Origin of the sequence: Geobacter sp. AOG1 (assembly GCF_019972315.1) — a bacterium.
Taxonomy (GTDB): domain Bacteria; phylum Desulfobacterota; class Desulfuromonadia; order Geobacterales; family Geobacteraceae; genus Geomobilimonas.
On the sequence record NZ_BLIZ01000001.1, the window covers coordinates 3,085,011 to 3,107,811 of the forward strand.

The 22,801-nt window shown below is 57.4% G+C and carries 21 protein-coding genes, 1 tRNA gene and 1 riboswitch; of the genes, 13 read left to right on the forward strand and 9 right to left on the reverse strand.

All coding sequences use genetic code 11. The features are described 5' to 3' along the window. Positions 1–41: 41 nt before the first annotated feature. The 3 genes from LDN04_RS14050 (at position 42) to LDN04_RS14060 (ending at position 4,363) form a co-directional block, all read left to right on the forward strand. Positions 42–3,617, forward strand: coding sequence for a DUF748 domain-containing protein (locus tag LDN04_RS14050; protein ID WP_223911871.1), 3,576 nt, complete (start codon positions 42–44; stop codon positions 3,615–3,617). Between the two features lie 137 nt (positions 3,618–3,754). Next, the gene (locus LDN04_RS14055; protein ID WP_223911875.1) at positions 3,755–3,868 is read left to right on the forward strand and encodes a rubredoxin-like domain-containing protein; all 114 of its coding nucleotides are present in this window, start codon (positions 3,755–3,757) and stop codon (positions 3,866–3,868) included. 42 nt (positions 3,869–3,910) lie between these two features. Further along, positions 3,911–4,363 (forward strand): ferritin family protein, encoded by a 453-nt coding sequence (locus tag LDN04_RS14060; protein WP_223911878.1) that lies wholly within the window; start codon positions 3,911–3,913, stop codon positions 4,361–4,363. A 214-nt stretch (positions 4,364–4,577) separates the two neighbouring features. On the opposite strand, the gene LDN04_RS14065 is transcribed toward LDN04_RS14060, so the two are convergent. Beyond that, entirely contained in the window at positions 4,578–5,492 is a 915-nt protein-coding gene (locus LDN04_RS14065) for a sugar kinase (RefSeq protein ID WP_223911881.1), read from the reverse strand. 277 nt (positions 5,493–5,769) lie between these two features. Here LDN04_RS14065 and LDN04_RS14070 point away from each other — a divergent pair, with 277 nt between their 5' ends. The 3 genes from LDN04_RS14070 (at position 5,770) to LDN04_RS14080 (ending at position 10,095) form a co-directional block, all read left to right on the forward strand. Further along, positions 5,770–6,204: an Hsp20/alpha crystallin family protein gene (locus LDN04_RS14070; RefSeq protein ID WP_223911885.1), complete on the forward strand. Its 435-nt coding sequence runs from the start codon at positions 5,770–5,772 to the stop codon at positions 6,202–6,204. A gap of 169 nt (positions 6,205–6,373) precedes the next feature. Further along, positions 6,374–7,618 carry an MFS transporter gene (locus tag LDN04_RS14075; RefSeq protein ID WP_223911888.1) on the forward strand — a complete coding sequence of 415 codons (1,245 nt, stop codon included), beginning with the start codon at positions 6,374–6,376 and terminating at the stop codon, positions 7,616–7,618. After that, positions 7,615–10,095: an ATP-binding protein gene (locus LDN04_RS14080; RefSeq protein ID WP_223911891.1), complete on the forward strand. Its 2,481-nt coding sequence runs from the start codon at positions 7,615–7,617 to the stop codon at positions 10,093–10,095. Before LDN04_RS14075 ends, LDN04_RS14080 begins: the two co-directional genes overlap by 4 nt. A 206-nt stretch (positions 10,096–10,301) precedes the next feature. Here the strand turns inward: LDN04_RS14080 and LDN04_RS14085 are convergent, their stop codons facing one another. Further along, positions 10,302–11,315, reverse strand: a complete 1,014-nt coding sequence (locus tag LDN04_RS14085; RefSeq protein ID WP_223911894.1) for a transglutaminase-like domain-containing protein — start codon at positions 11,313–11,315, stop codon at positions 10,302–10,304. 130 nt (positions 11,316–11,445) lie between these two features. On the opposite strand from LDN04_RS14085, the gene LDN04_RS14090 reads away from it, so the two are divergent. Both LDN04_RS14090 and LDN04_RS14095 read left to right on the forward strand, forming a co-directional pair. After that, positions 11,446–12,354, forward strand: a complete 909-nt coding sequence (locus LDN04_RS14090; protein ID WP_223911896.1) for a selenium metabolism-associated LysR family transcriptional regulator — start codon at positions 11,446–11,448, stop codon at positions 12,352–12,354. 2 nt (positions 12,355–12,356) lie between these two features. Next, a complete protein-coding gene (locus tag LDN04_RS14095) occupies positions 12,357–13,727 on the forward strand; it encodes a sigma-54 dependent transcriptional regulator (RefSeq protein ID WP_223911899.1) in 1,371 nt (456 codons plus the stop codon). Positions 13,728–13,813: 86 nt separating this feature from the next. Here LDN04_RS14095 and LDN04_RS14100 read toward each other — a convergent pair whose 3' ends face one another. The 7 genes from LDN04_RS14100 to LDN04_RS14130 all read right to left on the reverse strand — a co-directional run bounded on the left by LDN04_RS14100 (position 13,814) and on the right by LDN04_RS14130 (position 19,062). Continuing rightward, the gene (locus LDN04_RS14100) at positions 13,814–14,530 is read right to left on the reverse strand and encodes a DsbC family protein (RefSeq protein ID WP_223911902.1); all 717 of its coding nucleotides are present in this window, start codon (positions 14,528–14,530) and stop codon (positions 13,814–13,816) included. A 21-nt stretch (positions 14,531–14,551) separates the two neighbouring features. After that, positions 14,552–15,418 (reverse strand): L,D-transpeptidase, encoded by an 867-nt coding sequence (locus LDN04_RS14105; RefSeq protein ID WP_223911905.1) that lies wholly within the window; start codon positions 15,416–15,418, stop codon positions 14,552–14,554. Positions 15,419–15,515: 97 nt separating this feature from the next. After that, positions 15,516–16,466: a methylmalonyl Co-A mutase-associated GTPase MeaB gene (meaB, locus tag LDN04_RS14110; protein ID WP_223911908.1), complete on the reverse strand. Its 951-nt coding sequence runs from the start codon at positions 16,464–16,466 to the stop codon at positions 15,516–15,518. After that, positions 16,453–17,232 carry an enoyl-CoA hydratase/isomerase family protein gene (locus LDN04_RS14115; RefSeq protein ID WP_223911911.1) on the reverse strand — a complete coding sequence of 260 codons (780 nt, stop codon included), beginning with the start codon at positions 17,230–17,232 and terminating at the stop codon, positions 16,453–16,455. The genes meaB and LDN04_RS14115 overlap by 14 nt, the downstream gene beginning before the upstream one ends. A gap of 7 nt (positions 17,233–17,239) precedes the next feature. Then, complete coding sequence (locus tag LDN04_RS14120) at positions 17,240–17,644, reverse strand: cobalamin B12-binding domain-containing protein (protein ID WP_223911913.1); 405 nt, start codon at positions 17,642–17,644, stop codon at positions 17,240–17,242. 99 nt (positions 17,645–17,743) lie between these two features. Further along, the gene (locus LDN04_RS14125; protein ID WP_223911915.1) at positions 17,744–18,274 is read right to left on the reverse strand and encodes a cob(I)yrinic acid a,c-diamide adenosyltransferase; all 531 of its coding nucleotides are present in this window, start codon (positions 18,272–18,274) and stop codon (positions 17,744–17,746) included. An 11-nt stretch (positions 18,275–18,285) separates the two neighbouring features. Beyond that, complete coding sequence (locus tag LDN04_RS14130; protein ID WP_223911917.1) at positions 18,286–19,062, reverse strand: enoyl-CoA hydratase/isomerase family protein; 777 nt, start codon at positions 19,060–19,062, stop codon at positions 18,286–18,288. Between the two features lie 187 nt (positions 19,063–19,249). Here LDN04_RS14130 and LDN04_RS14135 point away from each other — a divergent pair. From LDN04_RS14135 to LDN04_RS14155, 5 genes are all read left to right on the forward strand, one after another. Continuing rightward, a tRNA-Val gene (locus LDN04_RS14135) sits at positions 19,250–19,324 on the forward strand. 169 nt (positions 19,325–19,493) lie between these two features. Next, a riboswitch (cyclic di-GMP riboswitch) is annotated at positions 19,494–19,615 on the forward strand. A 267-nt stretch (positions 19,616–19,882) separates the two neighbouring features. Next, the gene (locus LDN04_RS14140) at positions 19,883–20,314 is read left to right on the forward strand and encodes a heavy-metal-associated domain-containing protein (protein ID WP_223911919.1); all 432 of its coding nucleotides are present in this window, start codon (positions 19,883–19,885) and stop codon (positions 20,312–20,314) included. A 12-nt stretch (positions 20,315–20,326) separates the two neighbouring features. Next, a complete protein-coding gene (locus LDN04_RS14145; RefSeq protein WP_223911921.1) occupies positions 20,327–20,791 on the forward strand; it encodes a DUF2318 domain-containing protein in 465 nt (154 codons plus the stop codon). Next, a complete protein-coding gene (locus tag LDN04_RS14150; protein WP_223911923.1) occupies positions 20,791–21,951 on the forward strand; it encodes an FtsX-like permease family protein in 1,161 nt (386 codons plus the stop codon). The genes LDN04_RS14145 and LDN04_RS14150 overlap by 1 nt, the downstream gene beginning before the upstream one ends. 163 nt (positions 21,952–22,114) lie before the next feature. Continuing rightward, positions 22,115–22,798 carry an ABC transporter ATP-binding protein gene (locus LDN04_RS14155; protein WP_223911925.1) on the forward strand — a complete coding sequence of 228 codons (684 nt, stop codon included), beginning with the start codon at positions 22,115–22,117 and terminating at the stop codon, positions 22,796–22,798. Positions 22,799–22,801: the final 3 nt, after the last annotated feature.

Sequence of the window (22,801 nt, forward strand, 5' to 3'; positions counted from 1 at the left end):
TTTCTGCTTCTTTAAAGACCCTTTCCATCAGAGGCCAAGCCATGTCCATCCGGCGCAAAATATTGATCGGTGCGGTTGTACTGTTTATCGTCAGCCTGCTCTTCGCAGCCTTCGTGCTCCCTTCCATCTTACGGAATGTGGCAGTTGAAAAGATTGAAGAAGCCACCGGACGAAAGGCCTCAATAACAAAAGTTGCCATCAACCCGCTTACCTTGAGTGCACGCGTTACGGACTTTCGGCTGGCGGAAAAGGGGGCCACGACCACCTTCGCCTCTTTCAGCAGCGTCAGGGTTTCCGTCAGCCCGGCATCCCTGGTACGGCGTGCGCTTATCGTCTCCCGGATAGAGGTGGCGTCTCCGTACGTCAACATAGTCCGTTCCGCTGCCAACACCTATAACTTCACCGACCTGGTCACGCCAAAAAAGGATGCGAAACCTTCAAAACCCTTTCCGTTCTCACTCAACAACATCGTCATCAGAGGCGGAGCCATAGATTTTCATGATCTGGCCGCACACAAACCGACCAATCACACGGTCAGGCGGATGGAGATCGCGGTGCCGTTTTTCAGTACCATACCCTACCTCGCCGACAAATACGTTGCACCCCGCTTCAGCGCCGTAATCAACGGAGCCGAGCTCTCCGCAACCGGCAAGCTGAAACCCCTCGCCAAGACAATGGAGACATCGCTCAACCTCAAGCTCAGGGATTTCGATCTACCCTACTACCTCGCCTACCTTCCCGTTGCCGTACCGGTCGGCATCAGGTCAGGCAAGCTCTCTACCGACCTGGAATTGAGCTACCAGGTCTCAGCCCGGAACAAGCCCGATCTGGGCCTTGCCGGTCGCCTTGAACTGACGGGACTCGATGTCAGGGAAAAGAGCGGGGCCCCACTCATTGCTCTCCACCGGCTTGCAGCGCAGATCAACAAGGCGGCCATCTTCGGGCAGAACTTCGATCTGGCCACGCTCGAGTTGGACGGAACCGCTGCCTATCTGGAACGGTATGCCTCGGGACAATGGAATTTTGAGCGCTTGAAAGGCAAACAGACTGCGCCAGCCACACCCAAACCGGATCCGGACAAGGACAAAGCTGACAAGCAGGCACCGAAACCGACACTGAAGCTCTCTGCACTGAAGTTCACCAACGGCTCGATACAGTTCAACGATCGTCTTCCGCCTGGGGGATTTCAGGGAAAACTTGAAAAGGTCACTCTTTCTCTCTCAGACTTCAGCATGGCAGCAGGACAAGTCGCTCGCTGGAACTTCGCGTGCCGAAGCGGTCGCAACGAGTCTCTTGAGGCGACAGGAACAGCGGCGGTTGAACCCCTCGCTGTCTCAGCCGACCTGACTGTCCGGGGCATTGCCCTTGGCGCCTACTACCCCTACCTGGCCGGTGTGCTGACCGCTCCGGTCGCTGGCTCGGTCGACCTGACCGGCCACCTTGCCTTTGACCGGAACGCGGGACTTACCCTTGAACGACTGGCGGTGACCGGCAACAACCTCGCTTCTACCTTTGCTCCCGGTGAAGGGATCCGGATGAACCAGCTGGTCATCGGAGGGGGGAGCATTAATCTTAAAGAGCAAAACGCCACCGTCGAACTCGTGGACATGAAGGGTGTTTCCTGTCAAATTTCCCGGGAAAAAGACGGTACCCTTTCCCCCATGCACCTCCTCCGTACGCCAGCAGGAACTGCGCCTGCCACGGCAACGGGGGTAACTCCGAAGGGGAAAGAGACCAAACCTTTTACCTACAAGCTCCGCAAGGTCGGCGGCAGTGGTATTGGAATAACCTTCACCGACCGGGCGCAGAAGGACGCAGCAGTCATCAATTTGCGGCGCCTGCAATTCACTTTGGCAAACATTACCGGTCCCCGGTTCGGATCGATACCTTTCACCCTGACCAGCCAAGTTGGCAAACAGGGGAGTGTCCGGGCAAATGGAACTGTCCTTCCCTCACCTCTGAAACTCAAAGGAAACGTGGAGCTGAAGAAGCTTGCTCTCCGCGACTTCGAAGCATACCTGCCGGAAAATCTCAATCTCTACGTGGCAGACGGAACCATCGACACCCGCATGTCAATTGCCCTGGCCAAGGAGCCGGGCAGAGAACTGTCAGGGAGTTACGCAGGGACTCTCGGCGTTCGCTCTTTCTATTGCCTGGACACGGTGGAATCGGAGGACCTGCTCAAGTGGGAAAGCCTGCAACTGGATGATATCAAGGGAACCATAACCCCCTTCTCCCTTGCCATCAGGGAAGTTGCTCTCAACAACGTCTACTCCCGCATCGTGGTAAACAAGGACGGCACCCTTAACCTCCAGAATCTTACCAAGAAGGAAGCCGCTTCCACTCCCCCGCAAACAGCCGTGGCTCCGCCACCGTCGATGGCCCCCCCCTCACCTGCGCCAGCCACGGCAGAACGGCAGGTCAGGATCGGCGCCGTGACCATCCAGGAAGGAACCCTCGCTTTCAGCGACCGTCATCTCCCCGGTGGCTTTGCCACCACCTTCTACCATCTGGGGGGTCGGGTGAGCGGTCTCTCCTCGGAGGAAAATCGTTTCGCCGACGTCGACCTGCGGGGAAACCTGGAAAACCAGTCGCCGCTCCAGATTACCGGCACGCTCAACCCCCTCAGGAACGATCTGTTTGCCGACCTCAAGGTGAGTTTCACCGACATCGATTTGACTCCCGTCACCCCCTATTCCGGCACCTACCTGGGCTATACGGTGGAAAAAGGGAAACTCTCCCTCGACCTGAAATACCTGATCGACAAGAAGGCACTCACCTCGGAAAACAAGGTGTTCATCGACCAGTTCACCTTCGGCAAAAAGGTTGAAAGCGACCGCGCGACCAGTCTACCCGTCCGGCTTGCCGTGGCACTCCTCAAGGACCGCAAGGGGGAAATCCACCTCGACCTGCCGGTGACCGGGCGGACGGACGACCCGAAATTCAGTGTCTGGAGCGTGGTCCTCCAGATGTTGAAAAATCTCCTCGTCAAGGCTGCCACATCGCCACTCGCGCTTCTGTCGGCGTTTGGCGGTGCAGACGATTTCAGCAGTGTCGGCTTCGCTCCCGGCAGCGCCACACTCGTTCCGGCTGAACAGGAGAAGCTCCTCAAGCTTGCGGGCTCTCTCAATGAACGGCCGTCCATAAACCTGGAAATATCCGGTTTCGTTGACCGCAATAAAGACCGGGAAGGGTATCGGACGGAGCTCCTCAACAAAAAGCTCAAGGGGGAAAAATTTCTCGCCCTGGTCAAGAGCAAGCAGAACAGGCCGGACCAGACCCCCGACAACGTCGAGGTCCTCCCCGATGAATATTCCCGCCTGCTTAAGGAGGTGTACCGCAAGGAAAAGTTCCCGAAACCCCGTAACGTCATCGGCTTCGTCAAGGATCTGCCCGACGATGAGATGAAAAAGCTGATCATCACCAACACGACGGTCGGTGACGAGCAACTGGGCACTCTGGCACGGGACCGGGCGACGGCGGTACAGAATTTCCTTCTGGAAAAGGGGAAACTTCCCGCGGAACGGCTGTTCCTGAAGCGTGACGATATCTACAAGGCACCGTCAAAGGAAGGTGAACGGGGGAGCAGGGTGGAATTCGGAGCGAACGTTAAATGATGTTTGACGAATTCATAAAACAATATTGACAATCCATGCCACTTGCCATAATTTTGCATACACCGTGCTGCCCCGATACAACCGGTGCAGCCTGATACCTGTATGCCTGCAGCCAACGATATGAAAGGGGGAACGGCATGAAAAAGTGGAGATGCGTCATCTGCGATTATATCCATGAAGGGCTGGAACCGCCGGAAACCTGCCCGGAGTGCGGCGCCAGCCGAGATAACTTCGAGGAGTACCAGGGGTAGAGGTACTCCCCCGCTGAACAAACTATCCATGAGGAGGCATTGATGGGATTCACCACACTGGAAGAGATCATTAAATTCGCCGTACAGCGGGAAGAAACCGCCTATCAGCTCTATAAGAACGCGGCAGAAACGAGCACGAGTATCGCCGCCCGCAAGATGTTCGAGGAAATGGCCGCCGAAGAGAAGGGACACAAGGAGGTCTTCAGCAAGATCGACCTGGCGGAGGCCGCGGGGTTTGGCGCCCGCACCGCACCCGACATGAAACTGAGCGAGTACCTGGTGGATATCCCGCTCCGGCCGAATATGACCTACCAGGAGATTCTCACGTACGCTATCAAGACGGAAGAGGCCGCCTACCAGCTTTACAAGGCGGCGGCGGAAATGACCGATGACCCGAAACTGAAGAAGACCCTTCAGGTCTTCGCCGATGTGGAAAAAGGGCACAAACTGCGGGTGGAGAATCTCTACGACGAGCATGTCCTGACCGAAAACTGAACCTCTGTATTTCGGAGGTGGCTGTAGCACAAGGGGAGGCTTCCGACGGGAGCTTCCCCTTGTCTTTTCTCTCCTCAGCTGACCGATGTTATACCAATTTCAGATCAAGGATGAAATCAAGGTGGCGAGGATTGAGGCGACGCAGGCGTACAGATAGTACGTTGAGGGGCCGAAGACGAGCCAACGCAGATAGCGCCTTGATGTGGAATTGGTATTACTTCTGCGGGATAGGAATCCCCTGCTCTCCCAGAAAGTCCATGACCCGCGAAAGATCGGGAATGCCGCTCCGTCCCCCCAGCCGGGTGCATTTCAGGGCAGCCATGGCACTGGCGAAGGGGAGCACTGCCGACAGGTCCCACCCCTGCAGCAGACCGAACACGTAGCCCCCATGGAACACATCCCCCGCCCCTGTGGTATCAACTGCTGTCACGGGAAAGGCCGACTGGTGTATCACTTCGCTTCCCGACCAGGTAAGACTCCCCCGCACGCCACAGGTTACGGTAACCACTGGTGCCCCGACTGACCGGGCGAAGTCGGCAAACGAACCGGCTTCTCCATCCCATCCCAGATCGAAGGCAAACTGTTCGCCGGCCACCACGTAATCGCATAACTCTGCCAGTTCGGCCATGCCGGGACGAAGCCGCCCCGCATCGAGCATCACCGGGATGCCACGCAGACGGGCGTCCTTTGCCGCAACAAGGGAGACATCTGCCATGAGGCCATCGAGCAGAAGGAAACGGCTGTCATCCAGATAACCGACCGGAAGTTCCGCCGGCGAGAGTGGCCCACCGGTCGGTCGCTGCCAGAAGATGGTACGGCTGGCGCTCTCTTGTTCGACCACGATGAAAGCCCGCTGGGAGACTGCTCCGGAACGCGCGACAAGACCTTGGCAGTCCACTCCTTCCGCGACAAGCGAACCGCGAATGAGCTCCCCCAGACTGTCGTCGCCGACCACGCCATGAAACCTCCCGGCTATATCAAGTCGTGACAGCGCAACCAATGCGGTCGCAACCGGCCCGCCCCCCTGCTCCTCCCACTGCAGCACTTCCTGCTTGCTGTCGACCAGAGGATAACCATCAACCGTCGCCAGGAAATCCCAACTACACTGCCCGATTCCCGTCACCGTCATTACTCCCTCCTTCGTCCGACTAACGATACCACAAGAGCAAAGACATGGAAATGACCATCTGCCTAAATATCTCAATATTGATTTTCTTTTTCAATATTTATATAATGATTTCAGAAAGTAACAATGTGATACGAAGAAAGGGGTGTCGATGATGAGAAAAAACACCTTACTGAAAGCAGTCGGCAGGGAACACCCTGAAAGCGAAGAAACAAAAAAAACCGGGAATCTCGTAGGTCAGGGGCTACATGCTGAAAGTGAAAAAAGCGGGCTCCCCAGCATGATGGACGAAATGGAACGATTGATGGAAGAATCCTTCAACCGGTCCTTCTTCTCGACGGGGATGCTCCCCTTCAGGCGGTTGTTCCACGAACTGGGGAGCAGAGGTATGGTCTATCCGAGCGTTGATGTCTACGAAGAAAAAGACACCATTGTCGTGAAGGCCGAACTTCCGGGAATGGAACGAGACGATATCGACGTTCGGCTGATGGATAACGCTATCATCATATCCGGCGAGAAAAAAACCGAAGAAAAGCTGGAACGGAAGGACTATTTCCGGATGGAACGGTCCCAAGGATCGTTCAGCCGGACCTTGAACCTGCCGAGCGGCATAGACACCGACCACGCCAAGGCCAGCTTCAAGGACGGCATGCTTGAAGTGCGGATCCCCAAAACAACCGATCAAAGATCCGGTCGGCAGCTCAAGGTAGAATAAATCACGGAAGGAAACAAGGCAGCAGGGGGGAAAGCGATCTTTCCCCCCTTTTTGTTCTTCTCCATTCCCAGCCAAACCCGTTGCCCAACCCCATAAAAACCGCTATAATTGTCCGTCTCATTAATTCAGACTTCCCGCCCCGTCACCGATTCATACAGGATGGCACCCCATGAGCGAAAAAACCCGCTGGCTCCTCCTGCTCTGCCTTGCCCAGTGCTTCATCATGCTGGTGTTCATCAACTATTCCGCCATCCTTCCGCTCCTCAAACAGGAATGGGGAATGAACAACACCATGGCGGGGAGCATCTTCTCCGTCTACCAGCTCGGTTATATCGCGTCTGGCGTTATTCTCAGCGTCCTTACCGACCGGCTCAACACCCGCAACATCTTCATCATGTCAATCCTCTGGTCCGGTACCGCCAACCTTCTTTTTGCCCTCTACGCCCACGACTACCTTTCCGCCATGGTGCTACGGGCCCTTACCGGCATCGGCATGGGGGGGACTTACATGCCGGGGCTGAAGATGGTGGCGGAGAAGTTTGCCTCCCACGAACGGGGCAAGGCGGTCGGCATTTACGTCGGGGCTCTGATGCTGGGCGCTTCCCTGTCGCTGGCCGTAACGGGAGGCGTTGCCGCCATAGCCGGCTGGCGCACGGCATTCGTTGTCTGCTCCATCGGCGTCTACCTCGGTGCGCTTCTGTCTCTCCCCGTATTCCGCGGTTACCGACCAGCGGTTCACGCCCGCATAGAGCACGGCTTCCGCGGCGAGATTGTCCGCAACAAGCCAGCCTTCCTCATGATCCTCGGCTACGCTTCACACATGTGGGAGATGTACGGCATGCGGAGCTGGCTTGCCCCCTTCTACGCATCCCTCCTTATCGGCCACGGAATCTCTCAGGGCAAGGCCACCGGCTGGGCAGCTACAGCGGCTGCGGTCATAACGGGCATCGGCACCTTTTCCACCGCCATTACCGGCACCCTTTCCGACCGGTTGGGACGAACCAGAACCATCACCCTCGTCATGTCGCTCAGTGCCATCTGTTCCTTCTGTTTCGGCTGGCTCATCAACTTGCCCCCCTACGTCGCCCTCACGGCAGGACTGATCTACGGTTACGTGATCGCCGCCGAATCGCCGGTCTTCTCCACCGGTCTGACCGAACTGGTGGCCCCGGGCTACCTGGGAGCAGCCATGGGGATGCAGTCCCTCATCGGGTACACCCTCGGCATGATCTCACCGACCGTTTTCGGCTGGGCACTCGATCTTTGTCGCGGCTGGCAGCCCCTTCCCGGCATTGCGGTAGACTGGGGGATCGCCTTTTCCACTGCCGGTGCCGGCGCTCTCGCCGGGCCTTTCTTCATGTACTACCTGCGGCGCTGCCCTGAAAGCAGCCGCATGGCTGGGGGTCGGCGATGAAACGACTCACACTGTTCAAAAAGATACTCCTCGCCATGCTTCTCATCTCCCTGCTGCCGCTCCTGGTTTCCTCGTTGCTCCTGACGGTCAACCTGGGGAATACCCGGGAGAAACTGGCCGCCCGTATTGCCGCCACCGCCGACCAGGAAGCATCGGAAAGTCTGAAACTTAAGGCCGAACAGGTGGCGGAAAACATCACAGACTTTCTCACCGCTTGCGAAGGAGACCTGAAGCTCCTCGCCGCCCTTCCCCATGACCCGCGAACCCTCAAGGTCTTCTATGACAGCCGACGGGGTGAAGTCTGGCACCGGGTCGCAACACCGAAGGGTCCCGGTGAAAGCCGGGAATGGATTCCCCGTTACGCCTCCCTGGCCATAGTCAACCGGGCCGGCCGGGAAACTTTCGTTATTCGTGAGGGACGCATCCTCTCTCCGAATGAGTTGCGCGACGTCTCCATACCCGCCAACACCGAGTTCAAGAGCGAAGAGTATTTCCGGAAAGCCCGGAATCTCAAGCCGGGTGAGATTTACGTATCCCATCTGGCCGGCTTCCATATTTCGAAGCAGGAACAGTTGGCCGGCGCCGCAGATCCGGAATCAGCCCTACATGGCAAGGAATACCGAGGAGTCATTCGCTTCGCTACCCCACTGGTAGACAGTCGGGGGGAATTCGCCGGCATTGCCGTCCTCTCCCTCGACCACCGCCACCTGATGGAATTTTCACAGCACATCCTCCCCGGCAAGAACTCCACGACGGTCTTCCCCTCCTACCAGAGCGGCAATTACGCCTTCCTCTTCGACGACGAGGGATGGATCATCACCCATCCCAAGTTATGGGACATCCGCGGCCTGGACCGCAGCGGCAAGCTCATCCCCCCCTACACAGCCACCTCCACCAAGGAAGATGTGGCCACCGGCCGCATCCCTTATAATCTGGACAATGCCGGGTTCGTCCACCCCAATTATCCAGTGGTGGCCCGCCTGGTGCGGGAAAAGAAGAGCGGTTACGTCGACATCACCAACGTGGGGGGAGCGACCAAGCTGATGGCCTTCGCCCCGATCCTCTACCGGACCGGCGAGTACGGCCGATATGGGATCTTTGGCGGTGTGACCATTGGCTTTCAGACGGACCAGTTCCGTGAAGCAGCCCGCACCAGCGTTAGCCTCATCAACCGGCAGCTGCAAGATCATATCACCACGAGCGCATTCATTGTCGCCCTTACGTCTCTCCTGGTCGTCCTCTGCGCCTGGTTCCTGTCGCGGGGGATCACCCGCCCCCTGGCGGTCCTCACCGACCGGGCCCGGCGACTTGCCGCCGACGACAGCGGCAGCAGGGTTGAAGTAATCAGCGGTGACGAGGTGGGGGAGCTGGCAGAAAGCTTCAACCGGATGGCTGGGGAACTGGAGCAACGCAAGAACAACCTGCTCCAGACGCTGGAAGAACTCCGCACCGAGCGGAACTTCAAGGAAAGCATCGTCGACAGTATCTCCAGCGCTATCCAGACCATCGCCCCCGACGGCACCCTCACCTCCATCAACGGCACCGGTCGGCGTTTACTCGGCGCAGCGGGAGAACCCGGCACTCATTACCGTGATGCCTTCCGCCAATGGGGGGACATGCCAACCCGTATCAAACGGGTACTGGCCGGGGAGAAAACCTACGGACGAGAACCGTTGACCATGGACCAGGAGGGCCGTACCCGTTATTTCGAGGTCGGCTTTTTCCCCATCTACGAGAATGCAGCTGGCGGTATCACCGTCACCATGCGGGACGAGACGGAAAAAGAGGAGCTTCGGGAAGAAATGACCCGGATGGACCGGCTCGCCTCCCTCGGCAAGCTCTCCGCCGGCATCGCCCACGAGGTTCGCAACCCCCTGACCGGCATCTCCCTTCTGCTCGACGATCTCCACGACCGGACCGGTCTCGATGCAGACAGCAAGGCGCTGATGGGAAAGGCCCTGACGGAGATCGAACGGGTCGAACGGCTGATAGCGGCACTTCTCAATTTCGCCTCCCCTCCCAAGGTGCAGTTTGTCGAGGGAGACCTCAACCGTGTACTTCAAGACACCTTTCTACTCCTGAAGCGGGAATGCGAGCGACAGAAGGTTGAACTCAGCTTCGTGCCGACCCTTCTCCCCTCCTTCCCCTTCGACGGAGAAAAGATCAAGCAGTCCCTCCTCAACATCGTCAAGAATGCGCTGGAAGCCATGCCCGACGGGGGAAAGATCGAAGTACAAACGGGGTTCCACGAGGGAATGGCGGTCATCACCGTTGCCGACAGCGGTCCCGGCATCCCGGCCAAAGATATCCCTCTCATCTTCGAGCCGTTCTTCACCCGCAAGGGTGCGGGCACCGGTCTGGGGCTCTCCATAACCCAGCGGATCGTGGAGGAGCACCACGGCCGGATAAGCGTGGAGAGTTCGGCCGGCCAGGGAACCCGCTTCACCATCCTGCTTCCCCTGGGTCCGGTCGTTTGACCGAACGAAGAAAGGCCGCAGCTTTCCGTAGCTGCGGCCTTTCCCACAATCTCCCTGTCTTACTAAGGAACATGCTGACTACTCGACATCGTTTCTTCCCCCACCCATCCCTCCCCCGCTGGGGGAGGGCAAAGAGTTCTCCCCCTGGAGGGGGGAGGAAGGAGGGGGGCATGACGAGTGGTCAGCTTCGGTCTTAGTAATATCACTTACTTTTCGCGATAGCTGATCCGGTAGGCGAAGCTCTTCGGCTCATAGAAATCGAGGGCCTTTCCCCCGATCTCGGCATAGGGATAGCCAAAGGTGTTCAAGGGAGCCCCGGCCTGGGGCGGGTTGAGGACAAGGTCACGCCCCATCGCCAGCTTGACCCGGTACGGGTCGATTCCCCCCCAGAAATAGGCACGGTATTCGGCTGTCTCCGGATTCTTCAGTTCCAGTTTTTCCGTAAGCATCGCCTTCCGCACATCGGCCGGATCGACAGGCACCCAGCCGTAGCCCGGCAGAAAGAACTCCGCCCAGCAATGCTGCCAGGTGGTAATGTCCTCCGCCTCCTTTTTCCCGAGGCGGATACCGAATATCTCCCGGGCCGGAACCCCGGCCGCCCGGCAGAGGGCGATGAAAACCGAGGAGATGTCGGTGCATTTCCCTCCTGGTTTCGGGAGAAGGGCACAGACGTCCCCCTTGCCGCAGCCGCGGGTGGCGGGATCACGGTAGGTGTTTTCGCAGGTCCAGTCGTAGATGGCCCGCGCCTTCTCCAGGACGGTCTTCTTCCCGTTGGTGATGCTGTCGGCCAGTTTCTTCACCTCGCCGTCAAGGGGACCGAGAGTGGTGGCCGCAAGATAGGGTGCGAAATCAGCCTTATTCCAGGGCTTCTCTCTCTGGGGAAGCTCACGTCGCAGCACCTCCTGACGCTCCACGGCAAAGGAAAGCGTCAGTTTGCGGCTCTGTGCTCCCTTCTCCCAGCGGGCATAGAGTATCGACGTACCGTTGACCCTGTCCGTATAGACACCGCTCTCCGCGTAGTCGCCGGTAACGCTGACACTGCTCACCAGTTGATCATTATCTGAAGTTGGATAGGGCAGCCACAACTTCGCTTCCTCTCCCTTTTCCTGGGCCGAAAGGTCCACCTCAACCGTAACAACACCGGACCGGCTGCCGGCCCAGGCCGAAGCCCCCGAGAGGATATTCCCAACGAGCACCAGCACCACTAGCATTCTTTTCATATGCTTTCCCCTGACACAAGCAACTGTACGCCACACAAGGCCGAACATTAATAAGCCATTGACAGCCACAATGCAAATTGATAATTTTCATGTTGCCGATAAGTTGTATCGTATTTTTAAATGGTGCTCTATGAACCTTAAACAATTGGAAGTATTTCTGGCAGTAGCCGATACGGGGAGCTTTTCCCGGGGGGCCGAGGCGACTTTTCTCACCCAGTCCACCGTGAGCCAGCATATCGCCGCGCTGGAGAAAGAGTTCGACCTCAGGCTACTCGACCGGACCGGCCGGGGCGCCCTCATGACCGAAGGGGGAAAGCTCCTGCATGACCACGCCCGGCAGATCCTTGCAGACGTCACAACAGTTGGACATGTCATGCGCCGCTTCAGAGGGGTAGAAGAGGCGGTGCTCCGGGTCGGTGGCAGCAACATTCCCGGCGATTACCTGATACCGGCGGCCCTCCCCCTTCTGCTGGAACGATTTCCCGGACTCCAGGTAACCTTGGTCCAAGGGGACAGCCATGAGATACTTGAAAAACTGACAAGGGAAACCGTTGAAATAGGGATAGTAGGAAGCGCCGATTCCCGTGAGGATGTCGATTTCGAACCGCTGGTGCGGGATCGAATCCGCCTGGTCATCGGTCACGGACATCGCTGGCGAGACAGGGATGAGATCGCCTTGGCAGACCTCATCGAAGAACCGCTGATCCTCAGGGAAGACGGCTCGGGGACCGGCAAGGCCCTCGCCGCTGCGCTTCAGCAGGCGGGAATCAGTATCGACAAACTGACGATAAAAGCGAGGCTGGGGAGCAACGAAGCGGTAAAACAGGCGGTGACTTCAGGAGTTGGAGTGGCCTTCATGTCGGAGCTCTCGACAGGACGGGAACTGGAGCGGGGAGAACTGGCTGCGATCGATGTGAAGGGACTGCAGGTGGTGCGCTCGTTCTACATTGCCACCCGCACTGGCCGCGAGCTCTCACCGGCGGCACAGGCCTTTGCAACAGTTATGAAGGAAACGTATCCGCTGACCGCGGGAAGGTAACCATGGAAAAGATACTGATCATCGACGACGAGGCCTTCATCCGGGAGAATGTGGAAAGGATTCTCCAGGAGGACGGCTACTCGGTCCTGGGTGCCGCCAGTGGCCGGGAAGCCTTGGAACAGGTCGGCGACGAGGATGTGGATCTGGTGCTCCTCGACCTGAACCTGGGGCCCGAGGACGGTATCGAGGTCCTCAAGGAGCTGAAACAGTTCGATCCGGAACTGCTCGTCATCATCATCACCGGCTTCGGTTCGGTGGAGAGCGCCGTAGATGCCCTGAAACTGGGGGCGTTCCACTACATGAAAAAGCCATTCAAGGCCGATGCACTGCGGGTAATCGTCAAGCTGGCGCTCCAGACCCAGAGCTTGAAGCGGGAAGTGCGAAACCTGCGCAAGGGGGACGTGGAGCTGTTCGAGAAGGTCCCCATGGTCGGGGCCAGTCCCGCTCAACTGGAGATCAACCGGCAGGTGCGGGAAATCGCCCGTTTTCCCGCCTCCACCGTTCTCATCACCGGCGAGTCGGGAACCGGCAAGGAACTGGTGGCAAAGGCGATCCACCATCTGTCGGACCGGCGCGAGGCACCATTCATTGAAATCAACTGCGCGTCCATTCCGGTAAACCTTCTGGAGAGCGAGCTGTTCGGCCATGAAAAAGGGGCGTTTACCGATGCCGTCCAGCGCAAACTCGGCCTGTTCGAAGAGGCGAGCAAGGGGACAATCTTTCTGGACGAGGTGGGTGAGATGGACCCGGCCATGCAGGCCAAGCTGTTGCGGGTGCTGGAAGAGCGCAGGATACGAAGGGTCGGCGGCACACGCAACATCGACATCGATGTACGGGTTATCGCCGCAACCAACCGCAACCTGAAAAAGTCCATCAAAGAGGGGGGGTTCAGGGAAGACCTCTACTACCGGCTGAACGTCTTCCCCATCCGCATTCCGCCACTCAGGGAAAGGCGAGAGGACATACCGGTCCTTGCTACCTTCTACCTGGAGCAGTTCAACCGGACCTTTTCCCGCGGATTCCAGGAGATTGAGCCAGCTGCCCTTGATCTGATGCGGAGATACGACTGGCCAGGGAATATCCGCGAACTAAAGAACGCCATCGAGCGGATCTGCATCATGCACAGTGGCCCCTGCCTGAAGCCCGACCACCTTCCCCACGAACTCACCCAGCAGAACGGCCAGGACATGCTGACCACCCAACAATGGGCAACGGAGCTGGTACTTGGACTGGAAGAAGCAACGGAACGTTACGAAAGTGCCCTGATCCGCCAGGCCCTTGAGCAGACCGGCGGCAACGTCCTCCAGACGGCCCAGCTGCTCAAGGTGCCACGGGGAACGCTACGGTACAAGATGGGGAAGTACGGGCTGTAATTACGCGAAAAAACCCGCTTCAGGAGAGAATTATCCTTTGAAGCGGGTTTTTGCCAAGAGTTACGGATTTCCTTGCTACAGCAAGATTACTTCAAGAGCTGCTCCAGCTGGGGGGTATCTGCCCCCACCACCTGCTTCCCGCCAACGAACATGGTCGGCGTCCCCTGAACTCCCATCTTTTTCCCCAGTGCCAGATGCTCCTGGGCCAGCGCCTTGATCGCCTCGCTGTAATTGTCCAGGGGCTTGGGCTGGTTGGTGCCGAGCATCATCTCCTTGTAGGCCTTTTCCTTGTCCGCGGCGGCAAGGATGTAGTACACCTTGGTGATCGCCTGGGGATGGGCCAGTGGAGTGAAGTAGACATACCGGGTGACGTCGGTCCGATCCTTGAAGAACTCGGAGACTTTCTTGCAGAAGGGACAGTCGGGATCGGTAAATTCAATCACTACCTTCTTGCCGTTACCTACCTTGACCGCCTTGTCGAGGGGAAGGGTCTGCACCAGCTTGGCGGCCAGCGCTCCCCGCTTTTCGGCGGTGAGACTCTTTCCCGGAGGAGCATAGATGTCCCCCACGAAGAGATATTCCTTTTCGGGATAAAAGTAGACGATGTTCTGCCCCACCACGACCTCATACAGGCCACTGACATCGGTCGGCTCGATACTGTCGTATTTCAGTTGGGGGAACGCTTTTTTCAGGACCGCGTCGGGTTTATCGCCAGCTGTTGCCCCCAAAGCCACCTGGGTAAAAACCAACATCGCCAACGCCGCTATCTGCACGGCAAGAACAATCCTTCTCGATGTTTCCATGAAATTTCTCCTCATCTGTTGTTAGTTGCCCGTAAACAGGGAAAAGAGCGACTTCCCGTGGATGCGGGGATTGTCGCCAATAACTTCCACGACCACCCCATCCTCAAGCTCCTCCAGTTCACCGGTGTCCTCCTCGTAGTCCGCCTCTCCGACAGCCCAGTTGTAAAGTTTTTCGGAATCGAGCAGGACCGGTTGAGCGGGAATGTCGTAAACCCGCTTCTGCATAGCCTCATCGTATACCCCTATACAGCCGTGGGAACCGGGACGTCCCGGCAGGTCACGGGCATGAATCCAGTAGGATACGTTATCGGGGCCGATATGGAAACGAATGGCATTGTCCATGGGATATTGCTCACTCTCGTCTTCGGTCTTGTAGAGTGAGGAGGTGTGATTCCGATGGCGGGCATCGACTCGGAACAGTCCGGTGGGGGTTTTGTGGGTATCGCTTCCCGTAGCGGCCGGCATGGAGAACTTCAACTTCCCCTGTTCATAGGCTCCAAGCCACTGTTCGGTCAGGTCGATGAGGATGTACTTGCCCTGCCGCCGGGCAGGCTCGTAAAAGCGCGGCAGGGGGGTATAATCGCGGATATCGTCCATCTGTTTCGGGACCTTGATGGTCATACCGGGATAGACATGGCGACGGTCGATTCTGTTGAAACGTGCCACCAGCGGCCAGTCCTTGCCGAACAACGATTCGATGGTGTCCTGGGGGCGGATGAAGCGGGGTTCCCATTCTACCTTCGCCTGACTCGGATAGTCGACCCTGCTTAAATCCTCCTTGGCGGGGTCAAGCGGGCTGGCCGTCGGCTCGGACGTGGCGTTGGGCTTGTAGACGACAATGGCGACAAATGAGATGAGCAGCAGGATGTAGATGGCTTTGCGCAGCATGGTACTCTTCCCCGTCAGCTAAAAAAACAAATGGGGCGTGTGCCCCAAATTGCTTCATTAACGTACCATTTTTCTGCCAGCAGGGCAAGGAAAAGGGTCAGCGGCCTAATCGGAGCCGCTCCGCCACGATCTCTTCCACGGCGCTGTAAGGGTCCTTCTCCCTGGTCATCATACCGGCAATGATCTCGCGGAACCGGCCGTTTACCTCGATGTGGCCATATACTTCATTGAAGAGCCGCTCTCGCAGTATCTCCATGAACTGCTTGGCGTTCTTCTCTTCGAGGAGGCGATGGATGGCCCCGGAATCGTGGAGATAGGTGCGGTGTGATTCGAATTCGTCCACCAGTTCTTCGACCCCCCGGTTGCGGCTCGCTTCGGTCTTGAGGACGCGGGGCTGCCACCCCTTCCCCCTGTCGGGATTCATCTCCAGCATGGTGACGAGTTCCCGGACGGTGCGGTCCGCTTCGTCCCGGTCGGCCTTGTTGACCACGAACACGTCGCCTATCTCCAGTATTCCCGCCTTGATGGCCTGGATATCGTCGCCAAGACCGGGGACCATCACCACCGTCGTGGTATGGGCCATGCTGACGATATCGATTTCGTCCTGCCCCACACCGACTGTTTCGACGATGACCACGTCCATCCCCATGGCATCGAGGACGTTAACCACGTCCCCCGTGGAGCGGGAAAGTCCCCCCAGGTGACCACGGGTGGCAAGGCTGCGGATGAAGACACCGGGGTCGTCTGCATGACGGTTCATCCTGATCCGGTCTCCCAGAATGGCACCACCGGTGAAGGGGCTGGTCGGGTCGATGGCCACAATCCCCACCGTCTTGCCACGTTGCCGGTAGGCGGCCGTGATCTGGTCCACCAGGGTCGATTTGCCGGCACCGGGCGGGCCAGTGATGCCGATGATATAGGCCTTGCCTGTATGGGGATAGAGGGTTTTCAACTCATCAACGGCGCTCCGGAAGCCGTCGTCGATGTCGCGCATGAGGCGCGCCGCGGCCCGGATGTCCCCCGTCAGGATCTTTTCAGCGAGTGCCATGATTCTTCTTTCTGTTCAGGAATGACTGCATCTTTTCCGCCCGGGCCTCCGTGGCGAAGAGCGACGAAAAGGCGCCCAGCTCCATGACGCAGCCGCTCTTCAGTTCCACGTCCTCGCTGGCGTTGACGATCTTCTTGCCATAGAGGAGCGGTTCGGCAGGATGGGCCGCTATCCGTCCGGCGAATGCGACCACGTCATCCCAGAAGCTTACCGCGGGAAAGAGACGGTTAAGGAACCCCATCCTGAGCCCGTCGGCAGCCGTATAGGACTCGGACGTCATGAATATCTCCCGGGCGAAGTTCTTTCCCACCAGTCGCGGCAGTTTCTGGGTGCCGCAGAAACCGGTAATGATGCCGAGCTTGGCGCCGGGATGAGCGAAGAGGAGCGCATCACTACCGAGCCGGATGTCGCAGGCCATGGCAAGATCGCACCCTCCCCCCATGGTGATACCATTGAGGGCGCCGATGATCGGCTTCCCGCACTCCTCCATCTGGGCAAACAGGGACTGGCCCAACTCAGCGAAGGCGAATCCTTCGGCAGGTCCGAAATCCCGCATCTGGGCAATGTCCGCCCCGACGGCAAAGGATTCGCCGGGATAGCCACTGAGGACAATGACCGTCACCGCCGGGTTGACTTCCAGTTCGCCAAAGGCCCGCTTCAGTTCCCGCAGGGTCGTAATGGAGAGTTTGTTGAAACGACTGCCGGATTGCATGAGAATGTAGCCAACCCGGTCGCGAATCTCGATGTGGAGCTTCTTGTAGGGCATTGTCTCCTCAGGCGTGGGGCTGGACGTTATCCTTCACCCATTTGACGATGTCTTCAGTGGACGTCCCTGGGGTGAAGACCTCCTTCATGCCGGCTGCTTTCAGGCCAGGGATGTCGTCGTCTGGAATAACCCCGCCGCAGAAGAGGGTGATGTCAGCAGCCTGCTTTTCCCGGAACAGTTCGCACACCCGGGGGAGCAGCGTGTTGTGAGCGCCGGAGAGGATGGAGAGCCCCACGCAGTCGACGTCTTCCTGGATGGCAGCCGCCACGATCTGCTCGGGGGTCTGGTGCAGCCCGGTGTAGATAACCTCGAAACCGGCATCGCGGAAAGCGCGGGCTATGATCTTTGCCCCCCGGTCGTGCCCATCTAGTCCCGGCTTCCCCACCAGTACCCGTAATTTTCTCTCAGCCATGACATTCTCCTTTTGATAAGGTTGATAGAAATCTGTAGTCGTAAGGCTTTTCAGGAAAGCCCTCTCCGGCAAAGCCGGGGATGCCGTGACGAAACGCCTCTACTTTTCGATACCGATCCGGGCACGTACGCCGGTTTTGTAATAGTGCTTGATCTCCCGCATCTCCGTTACCAGGTCGGCGACTTCGATGACGCGGGGATCGGCATTGCGCCCGGTCAGGACCAGTTCCACGTCCGTCGGTTTCTGCCCCATGAGCTCCAGTACCTGTTCCGTCTCAAGCAAACCAAAAGAGACGGCACCATTGACCTCGTCGAGGATGACAAGGTCGTACTTGCCGCCGGTCAGAGCTTGCCGTGCCATCTCCAATGCCTCTTGGGCCAGACGTCGGTCCTCCGGGTCGGGATTGTCGTGGTCCACCCACCCTGCCCTGCCGGTCGGAATGATTGTCAGGTACGGGGCGAGCCGCTGGGCAGCCAGGTGTTCGCCGTAGGGCCCTCCCCCCTTCATGAACTGGATCATGCAGACCATCATTTCCCGCCCGACAGCCCTGAGAGCCAGGCCGAGGGCGGCAGTCGTCTTCCCCTTGCAGTCCCCCGTATAAACCTGAATATGCCCCTGCTTAAGCTTCATGGTTCTTCCTTTCAGCGGCCGGGGAATTTGGCCGGCCGTTTCTCCAGGAACGCCCCCATTCCTTCCTTCTGATCCTCGGTGGAAAAGCAGAGGGCAAAGGCATCCCGCTCCATCATGCACGCATTGGCCAGATCGATGTCGTAACCTGCATCGATAATCTCCTTCCCCATGCGCAGGGAGAGGGGACCGCGGCTGCAGATGGTCTGCATGAGCTCCAGGGACCGGGTAATCAGATGGTCAGGTTCGTACATCCTGTTGACGAGACCGATGACATGGGCCTCGGTTGCGGAAATGCTGTCACCGGTGAAGATGAGCTCCTTTGCTTTCGCCTTCCCCACGAGGCGGGCCAGGCGCTGGGTGCCGCCGAAACCGGGGATGATCCCGAGCCGGATTTCTGGAGCAGCAAAAACCGCAGCTGTGGACGCCACGATGAAATCGCAAGCCAGGGCGAGTTCCAGCCCTCCACCAAGAGCATGGCCGTTCACCACCGCCAGGACCGGTTTGCCAACTCGCTCGATGGCAAACATCAACTTCTGTCCGAGCTCAGCGAACTCTACCGCCGCCATGGGACTCATGGCGGCCATCTCCCCGATGTCACCACCTGCGCAGAAGGATTTTCCGCATCCGGTGATGATGACACCCTTGACTTCCCGATCGTCCTTGAGTTTGCGAAAGGTTTCCAGAAGTCCCTGTATCATGGCACCGCTCAGACAATTAGCCGCTTCGGGCCGATTCAGCCTGACCAGTGCGATCTCCCCTTCATGCTGCACCTGAACCGCTCTCGTCAAAACAGACTCCCATTTTATCAGGAATAAAAAGCGGTGTTGACTATAACAACCGGGCCGTTTTGCTGTCAAGGTCTATTCAGCTCGGTATAACGATTTTTTAATACCGCTGAAAAGCAGCGTCGAGCGGCTTGCTGGCGCTTTCCTGCTTGACAGACGATCTGCCTTTTGTTATTCAATAGAAAGTTTCGGGCGATTAGCTCAGCGGGAGAGCACTGCCTTCACACGGCAGGGGTCACTGGTTCGAACCCAGTATCGCCCACCAGAAAAAACATGGGGTTAGCGAAAAATTCGCTAACCTTTTTTGTTTTACCGATTTTGCCTGTTTGTCTTGTATATTGCCATGCGTAAGATGCCGACTGACATCCGCTCTTGAAAAAATTTCAGACTGCGCTTGACAATAGTTCTTGTCGCGTTACAGTTATACTAGCCTGTTTCCGAAACGGTAAACTTGGAAGAAATTCCAAGCGCACAAAGCTGACGGACCCGTTAAAAGAGAGCATACCATCTTGTAACAAGGATGGATTTCTTACTGTCAGGTAGCCGAGCTCCCGAAGAAACAGGTGAAATTTTAGAAACCGCCCATCAAGTGAAGTTGATGGGCGGTTTTTTAGTCCACTCTCCCCGCGGCACCCCTACCCTTCACATGCGCAACGCCCCTTTCTGTAGAAAATTCTACACAGGCCGGAGAATATTCCCCTGTTTCAGCACTTCACCGATTCGTCTTCCAAGGATTATTTCCATAAATTCAAGGGATTGTAGTGGTGTATGTGGTTTGGCATGACACTTGATAAGAGAACGTGGCAAGGCAAGGAGGTTGAATATGCGCGCAAAAAACATAGGTACCACGCTTCTTATAATCATGGTCGTCACCCTGCTGGTAGTCCTCGCCTTCCACGTCAGAATCGGCGCAACGGCAGACTCCGTCGCAGTCCTGAAGACGACCGGCATGACCTGCAGCAGTTGCTCACGCAAGATAACCAAAGCGCTCGAACGCGAGAAAGGTGTTGCCGTAACCGAAGTGGATGTTGACGGTGGCTGGGTCATCGTTGGCTATGACACGAAGACGGTGCAGCCGGAAAAACTTGCGCAAAAGGTCAGTGAAACCGGATTTGGCAGCAATGTGTATGCTGTCCTGACCCCGGAAGAATACAGGCAGGTCACTGGCAGGGCGATCGGCAAGAGTGCGTCGCCTTCAACGGGATGCGGTGGATGCGGTACGAAGGGTGGATGCGGCACACAACAACAGAACTAAAAGGAGATCGAGATGTCGGGAATTCGGACAAAGCATGTGGTGTGGACAACGGTTGTTATCGGGGCATTACTGATTGGAGCCATAAGCGTATCGGCCTTCTCTCTGGGCAAGTATGAAAAGGTCACGACGAATGGCGGTGTCGCAACGATACCCGTTGCCAAGCTGGCCGACGGCAAGGCCAGATTCTATAAATTAGAGGATAGTGGCAAGGAGATCACCTTTTTCGCGGTCAAGACGGCCGACGGTAACTACAAGACCGCCTTCGACGCCTGCGATTCCTGCTATAAGTCCAAGAAAGGTTACGAACAGCAGGGAGACAAGATGAATTGCAAGAACTGCAACCAGAAGTTCGCCATCAATCGCCTCGGTCCCAACGCTACCGGTGGCTGCAATCCCGGGTACCTTCCCCATCAACTGAACGGTAGCACCATTTCTATTTCAGTAAATGACCTCAAGGGCGGAGCGAGATACTTCTGATGCAACTGCACACCATTTCCATCAATAACCTGAAGCGCCGCAAGGCCAAGATGGCCTTTCTGACCATCGGCCTGATGGTGGGAATCGCCACTATCGTAACCCTGGTGACCCTGACCCGCTCCATGTCCAGCGACATCGAGCGGAAGATGGACGAGTTCGGTGCCAATATCCTCATCACCCCCCAAAGCAACGGCCTGGCCATGAACTACGGCGGCATCAGCCTGGGTGGCGTGACCTTCGACCAGCGCGAGATCCGAGAAGAGGATCTGGCAAAGATCAAGACTATCGCCAATCACAAGAACATTTCGGCGGTCAGCCCCAAGGTGCTGGGAGGAATATCCGTCAACAATCACGATGTGCTGTTGGTTGGAGTCCATTTCGAGAGCGAACTGAAGATGAAGCAGTGGTGGAAGGTCTTCGGCACCGAGCCGAAGAGTGATCACGATCTGCTCCTCGGCTCCGATGCCGCCAAGGTGCTGAACGTTTCTCCAGGTGACAGCCTGACCGTCAAGGGAGAGAGCTTCACCGTAGCCGGTGTGCTTGACCAGACGGGCTCACAGGATGACTCGCTGGTATTTGCATCGTTGTCAAAGGCCCAGAAGTTGCTCGGCAAGGAAGGAAAGATCACCCTGGCCGAAGTGGCAGCCCTCTGCTCCGGCTGTCCCATCGGCGACATGGTGACCCAGATCGCCGAGAAAATACCCGACGCCAAGGTATCGGCTATCCAACAGGTGGTGGAAGGACGTCTCAAGGCGCTGGACCAGTTCAAACGCTTCTCCTACGCCATGGCCAGCGTGGTGGTCTTCATCGGATCCCTGATCGTTTTCGTCACCATGATGGGGAGTGTCAACGAGCGGACCACCGAGATCGGCGTCTTCCGGGCCATCGGTTTCCGCAAGTCCCATATCATGCGGATCATCATGCTGGAAGCTGCCCTGGTCAGCCTGCTGGCCGGCTTTCTGGGGTATGCGATCGGTATGGGTGGAGCGAAACTGGCATTGCCGCTCATGGCTGAGAGCAAGAATGCCCACCTTGTCTGGGATACGACCGTGGCCTTTGGTTCTATCGGGCTTGCTGTGGCACTGGGACTCCTGGCGAGCCTTTACCCAGCGCTGCACGCATCTAAGATGGATCCAACCGAAGCTTTGCGGGCGCTTTAAGGATGAGAACAAGTTCCTCAAGGCATTACTCACGCAACGACGCAACGTCGCAACGAAAGGCTTTTAAGCAAACCCTTTAAATTCATGGTTGTAAACGTTGCGTCGTCGCGTCGTTGCGTGAAACAGCATTTTGTTAGTTGGGTTATAGATTCTGGAGACAATCATGGCACTCATTGAAATCAATAACGTGAAGAAGCAGTATTACAGCGGTGATGATGTCGTCGAGGCACTGCGCGGCGTGGACATAACCATCGAAGTCGGTGAATTCATCACGATCATGGGACAGTCCGGATCCGGGAAAAGCACCCTCCTCTCCGTACTCGGCGGAATGAACCACCCCACCACGGGCGAGGTCGAGATGGCCGGTGTAAAACTGTATCAACTGCCCGGCGAGAAACTGGCCGATTTCCGGGCGCAGAACCTGGGTTTTGTCTTCCAGTCCTTCCATCTGATCCAATATCTGACCGCCATCGAGAACGTCATGCTGCCGTTGGCCATTGTCAAGATGAGTACGCTGGCCAAGAGAACTGCAGCGCGTACCGCCTTGGAGCGTGTCGGTCTCGGTGCAAAGCTGGATCGTTTGCCCAATCAACTCTCGGGTGGTGAACAGGAACGGGTGGCCATCGCCCGGGCCATCGTCAACAATCCCCATATCCTCCTGGCGGATGAGCCGACCGGGAACCTGGATTCAAAGACCAGCGAAGAGGTCATGGCGCTCTTCCGTGAACTGAACGACGCCGGCCAGACCGTTGTCATGGTAACGCATAACCCTGAGAATGGAGCCTACGCGGATCGTACCATCCACTTGAAGGATGGCATGGTGAATGGTCACATAAAGCTATCGTGAATC

Coding starts and splice junctions, on each gene's coding strand:
- LDN04_RS14075 (WP_223911888.1), top strand. CDS start 6,374: ATGAGCGAAAAAACCCGCTGGCTCCTCCTGCTCTGCCTTGCCCAGTGC.
- LDN04_RS14095 (WP_223911899.1), top strand. CDS start 12,357: ATGGAAAAGATACTGATCATCGACGACGAGGCCTTCATCCGGGAGAAT.
- LDN04_RS14065 (WP_223911881.1), bottom strand. CDS start 5,492: ATGACGGTGACGGGAATCGGGCAGTGTAGTTGGGATTTCCTGGCGACG.
- LDN04_RS14070 (WP_223911885.1), top strand. CDS start 5,770: ATGATGGACGAAATGGAACGATTGATGGAAGAATCCTTCAACCGGTCC.
- LDN04_RS14085 (WP_223911894.1), bottom strand. CDS start 11,315: ATGAAAAGAATGCTAGTGGTGCTGGTGCTCGTTGGGAATATCCTCTCG.
- meaB (WP_223911908.1), bottom strand. CDS start 16,466: ATGGCACTCGCTGAAAAGATCCTGACGGGGGACATCCGGGCCGCGGCG.
- LDN04_RS14115 (WP_223911911.1), bottom strand. CDS start 17,232: ATGCCCTACAAGAAGCTCCACATCGAGATTCGCGACCGGGTTGGCTAC.
- LDN04_RS14140 (WP_223911919.1), top strand. CDS start 19,883: ATGCGCGCAAAAAACATAGGTACCACGCTTCTTATAATCATGGTCGTC.
- LDN04_RS14060 (WP_223911878.1), top strand. CDS start 3,911: ATGGGATTCACCACACTGGAAGAGATCATTAAATTCGCCGTACAGCGG.
- LDN04_RS14050 (WP_223911871.1), top strand. CDS start 42: ATGTCCATCCGGCGCAAAATATTGATCGGTGCGGTTGTACTGTTTATC.
- LDN04_RS14145 (WP_223911921.1), top strand. CDS start 20,327: ATGTCGGGAATTCGGACAAAGCATGTGGTGTGGACAACGGTTGTTATC.
- LDN04_RS14055 (WP_223911875.1), top strand. CDS start 3,755: ATGAAAAAGTGGAGATGCGTCATCTGCGATTATATCCATGAAGGGCTG.
- LDN04_RS14150 (WP_223911923.1), top strand. CDS start 20,791: ATGCAACTGCACACCATTTCCATCAATAACCTGAAGCGCCGCAAGGCC.
- LDN04_RS14155 (WP_223911925.1), top strand. CDS start 22,115: ATGGCACTCATTGAAATCAATAACGTGAAGAAGCAGTATTACAGCGGT.
- LDN04_RS14120 (WP_223911913.1), bottom strand. CDS start 17,644: ATGGCTGAGAGAAAATTACGGGTACTGGTGGGGAAGCCGGGACTAGAT.
- LDN04_RS14100 (WP_223911902.1), bottom strand. CDS start 14,530: ATGGAAACATCGAGAAGGATTGTTCTTGCCGTGCAGATAGCGGCGTTG.
- LDN04_RS14125 (WP_223911915.1), bottom strand. CDS start 18,274: ATGAAGCTTAAGCAGGGGCATATTCAGGTTTATACGGGGGACTGCAAG.
- LDN04_RS14080 (WP_223911891.1), top strand. CDS start 7,615: ATGAAACGACTCACACTGTTCAAAAAGATACTCCTCGCCATGCTTCTC.
- LDN04_RS14105 (WP_223911905.1), bottom strand. CDS start 15,418: ATGCTGCGCAAAGCCATCTACATCCTGCTGCTCATCTCATTTGTCGCC.
- LDN04_RS14090 (WP_223911896.1), top strand. CDS start 11,446: ATGAACCTTAAACAATTGGAAGTATTTCTGGCAGTAGCCGATACGGGG.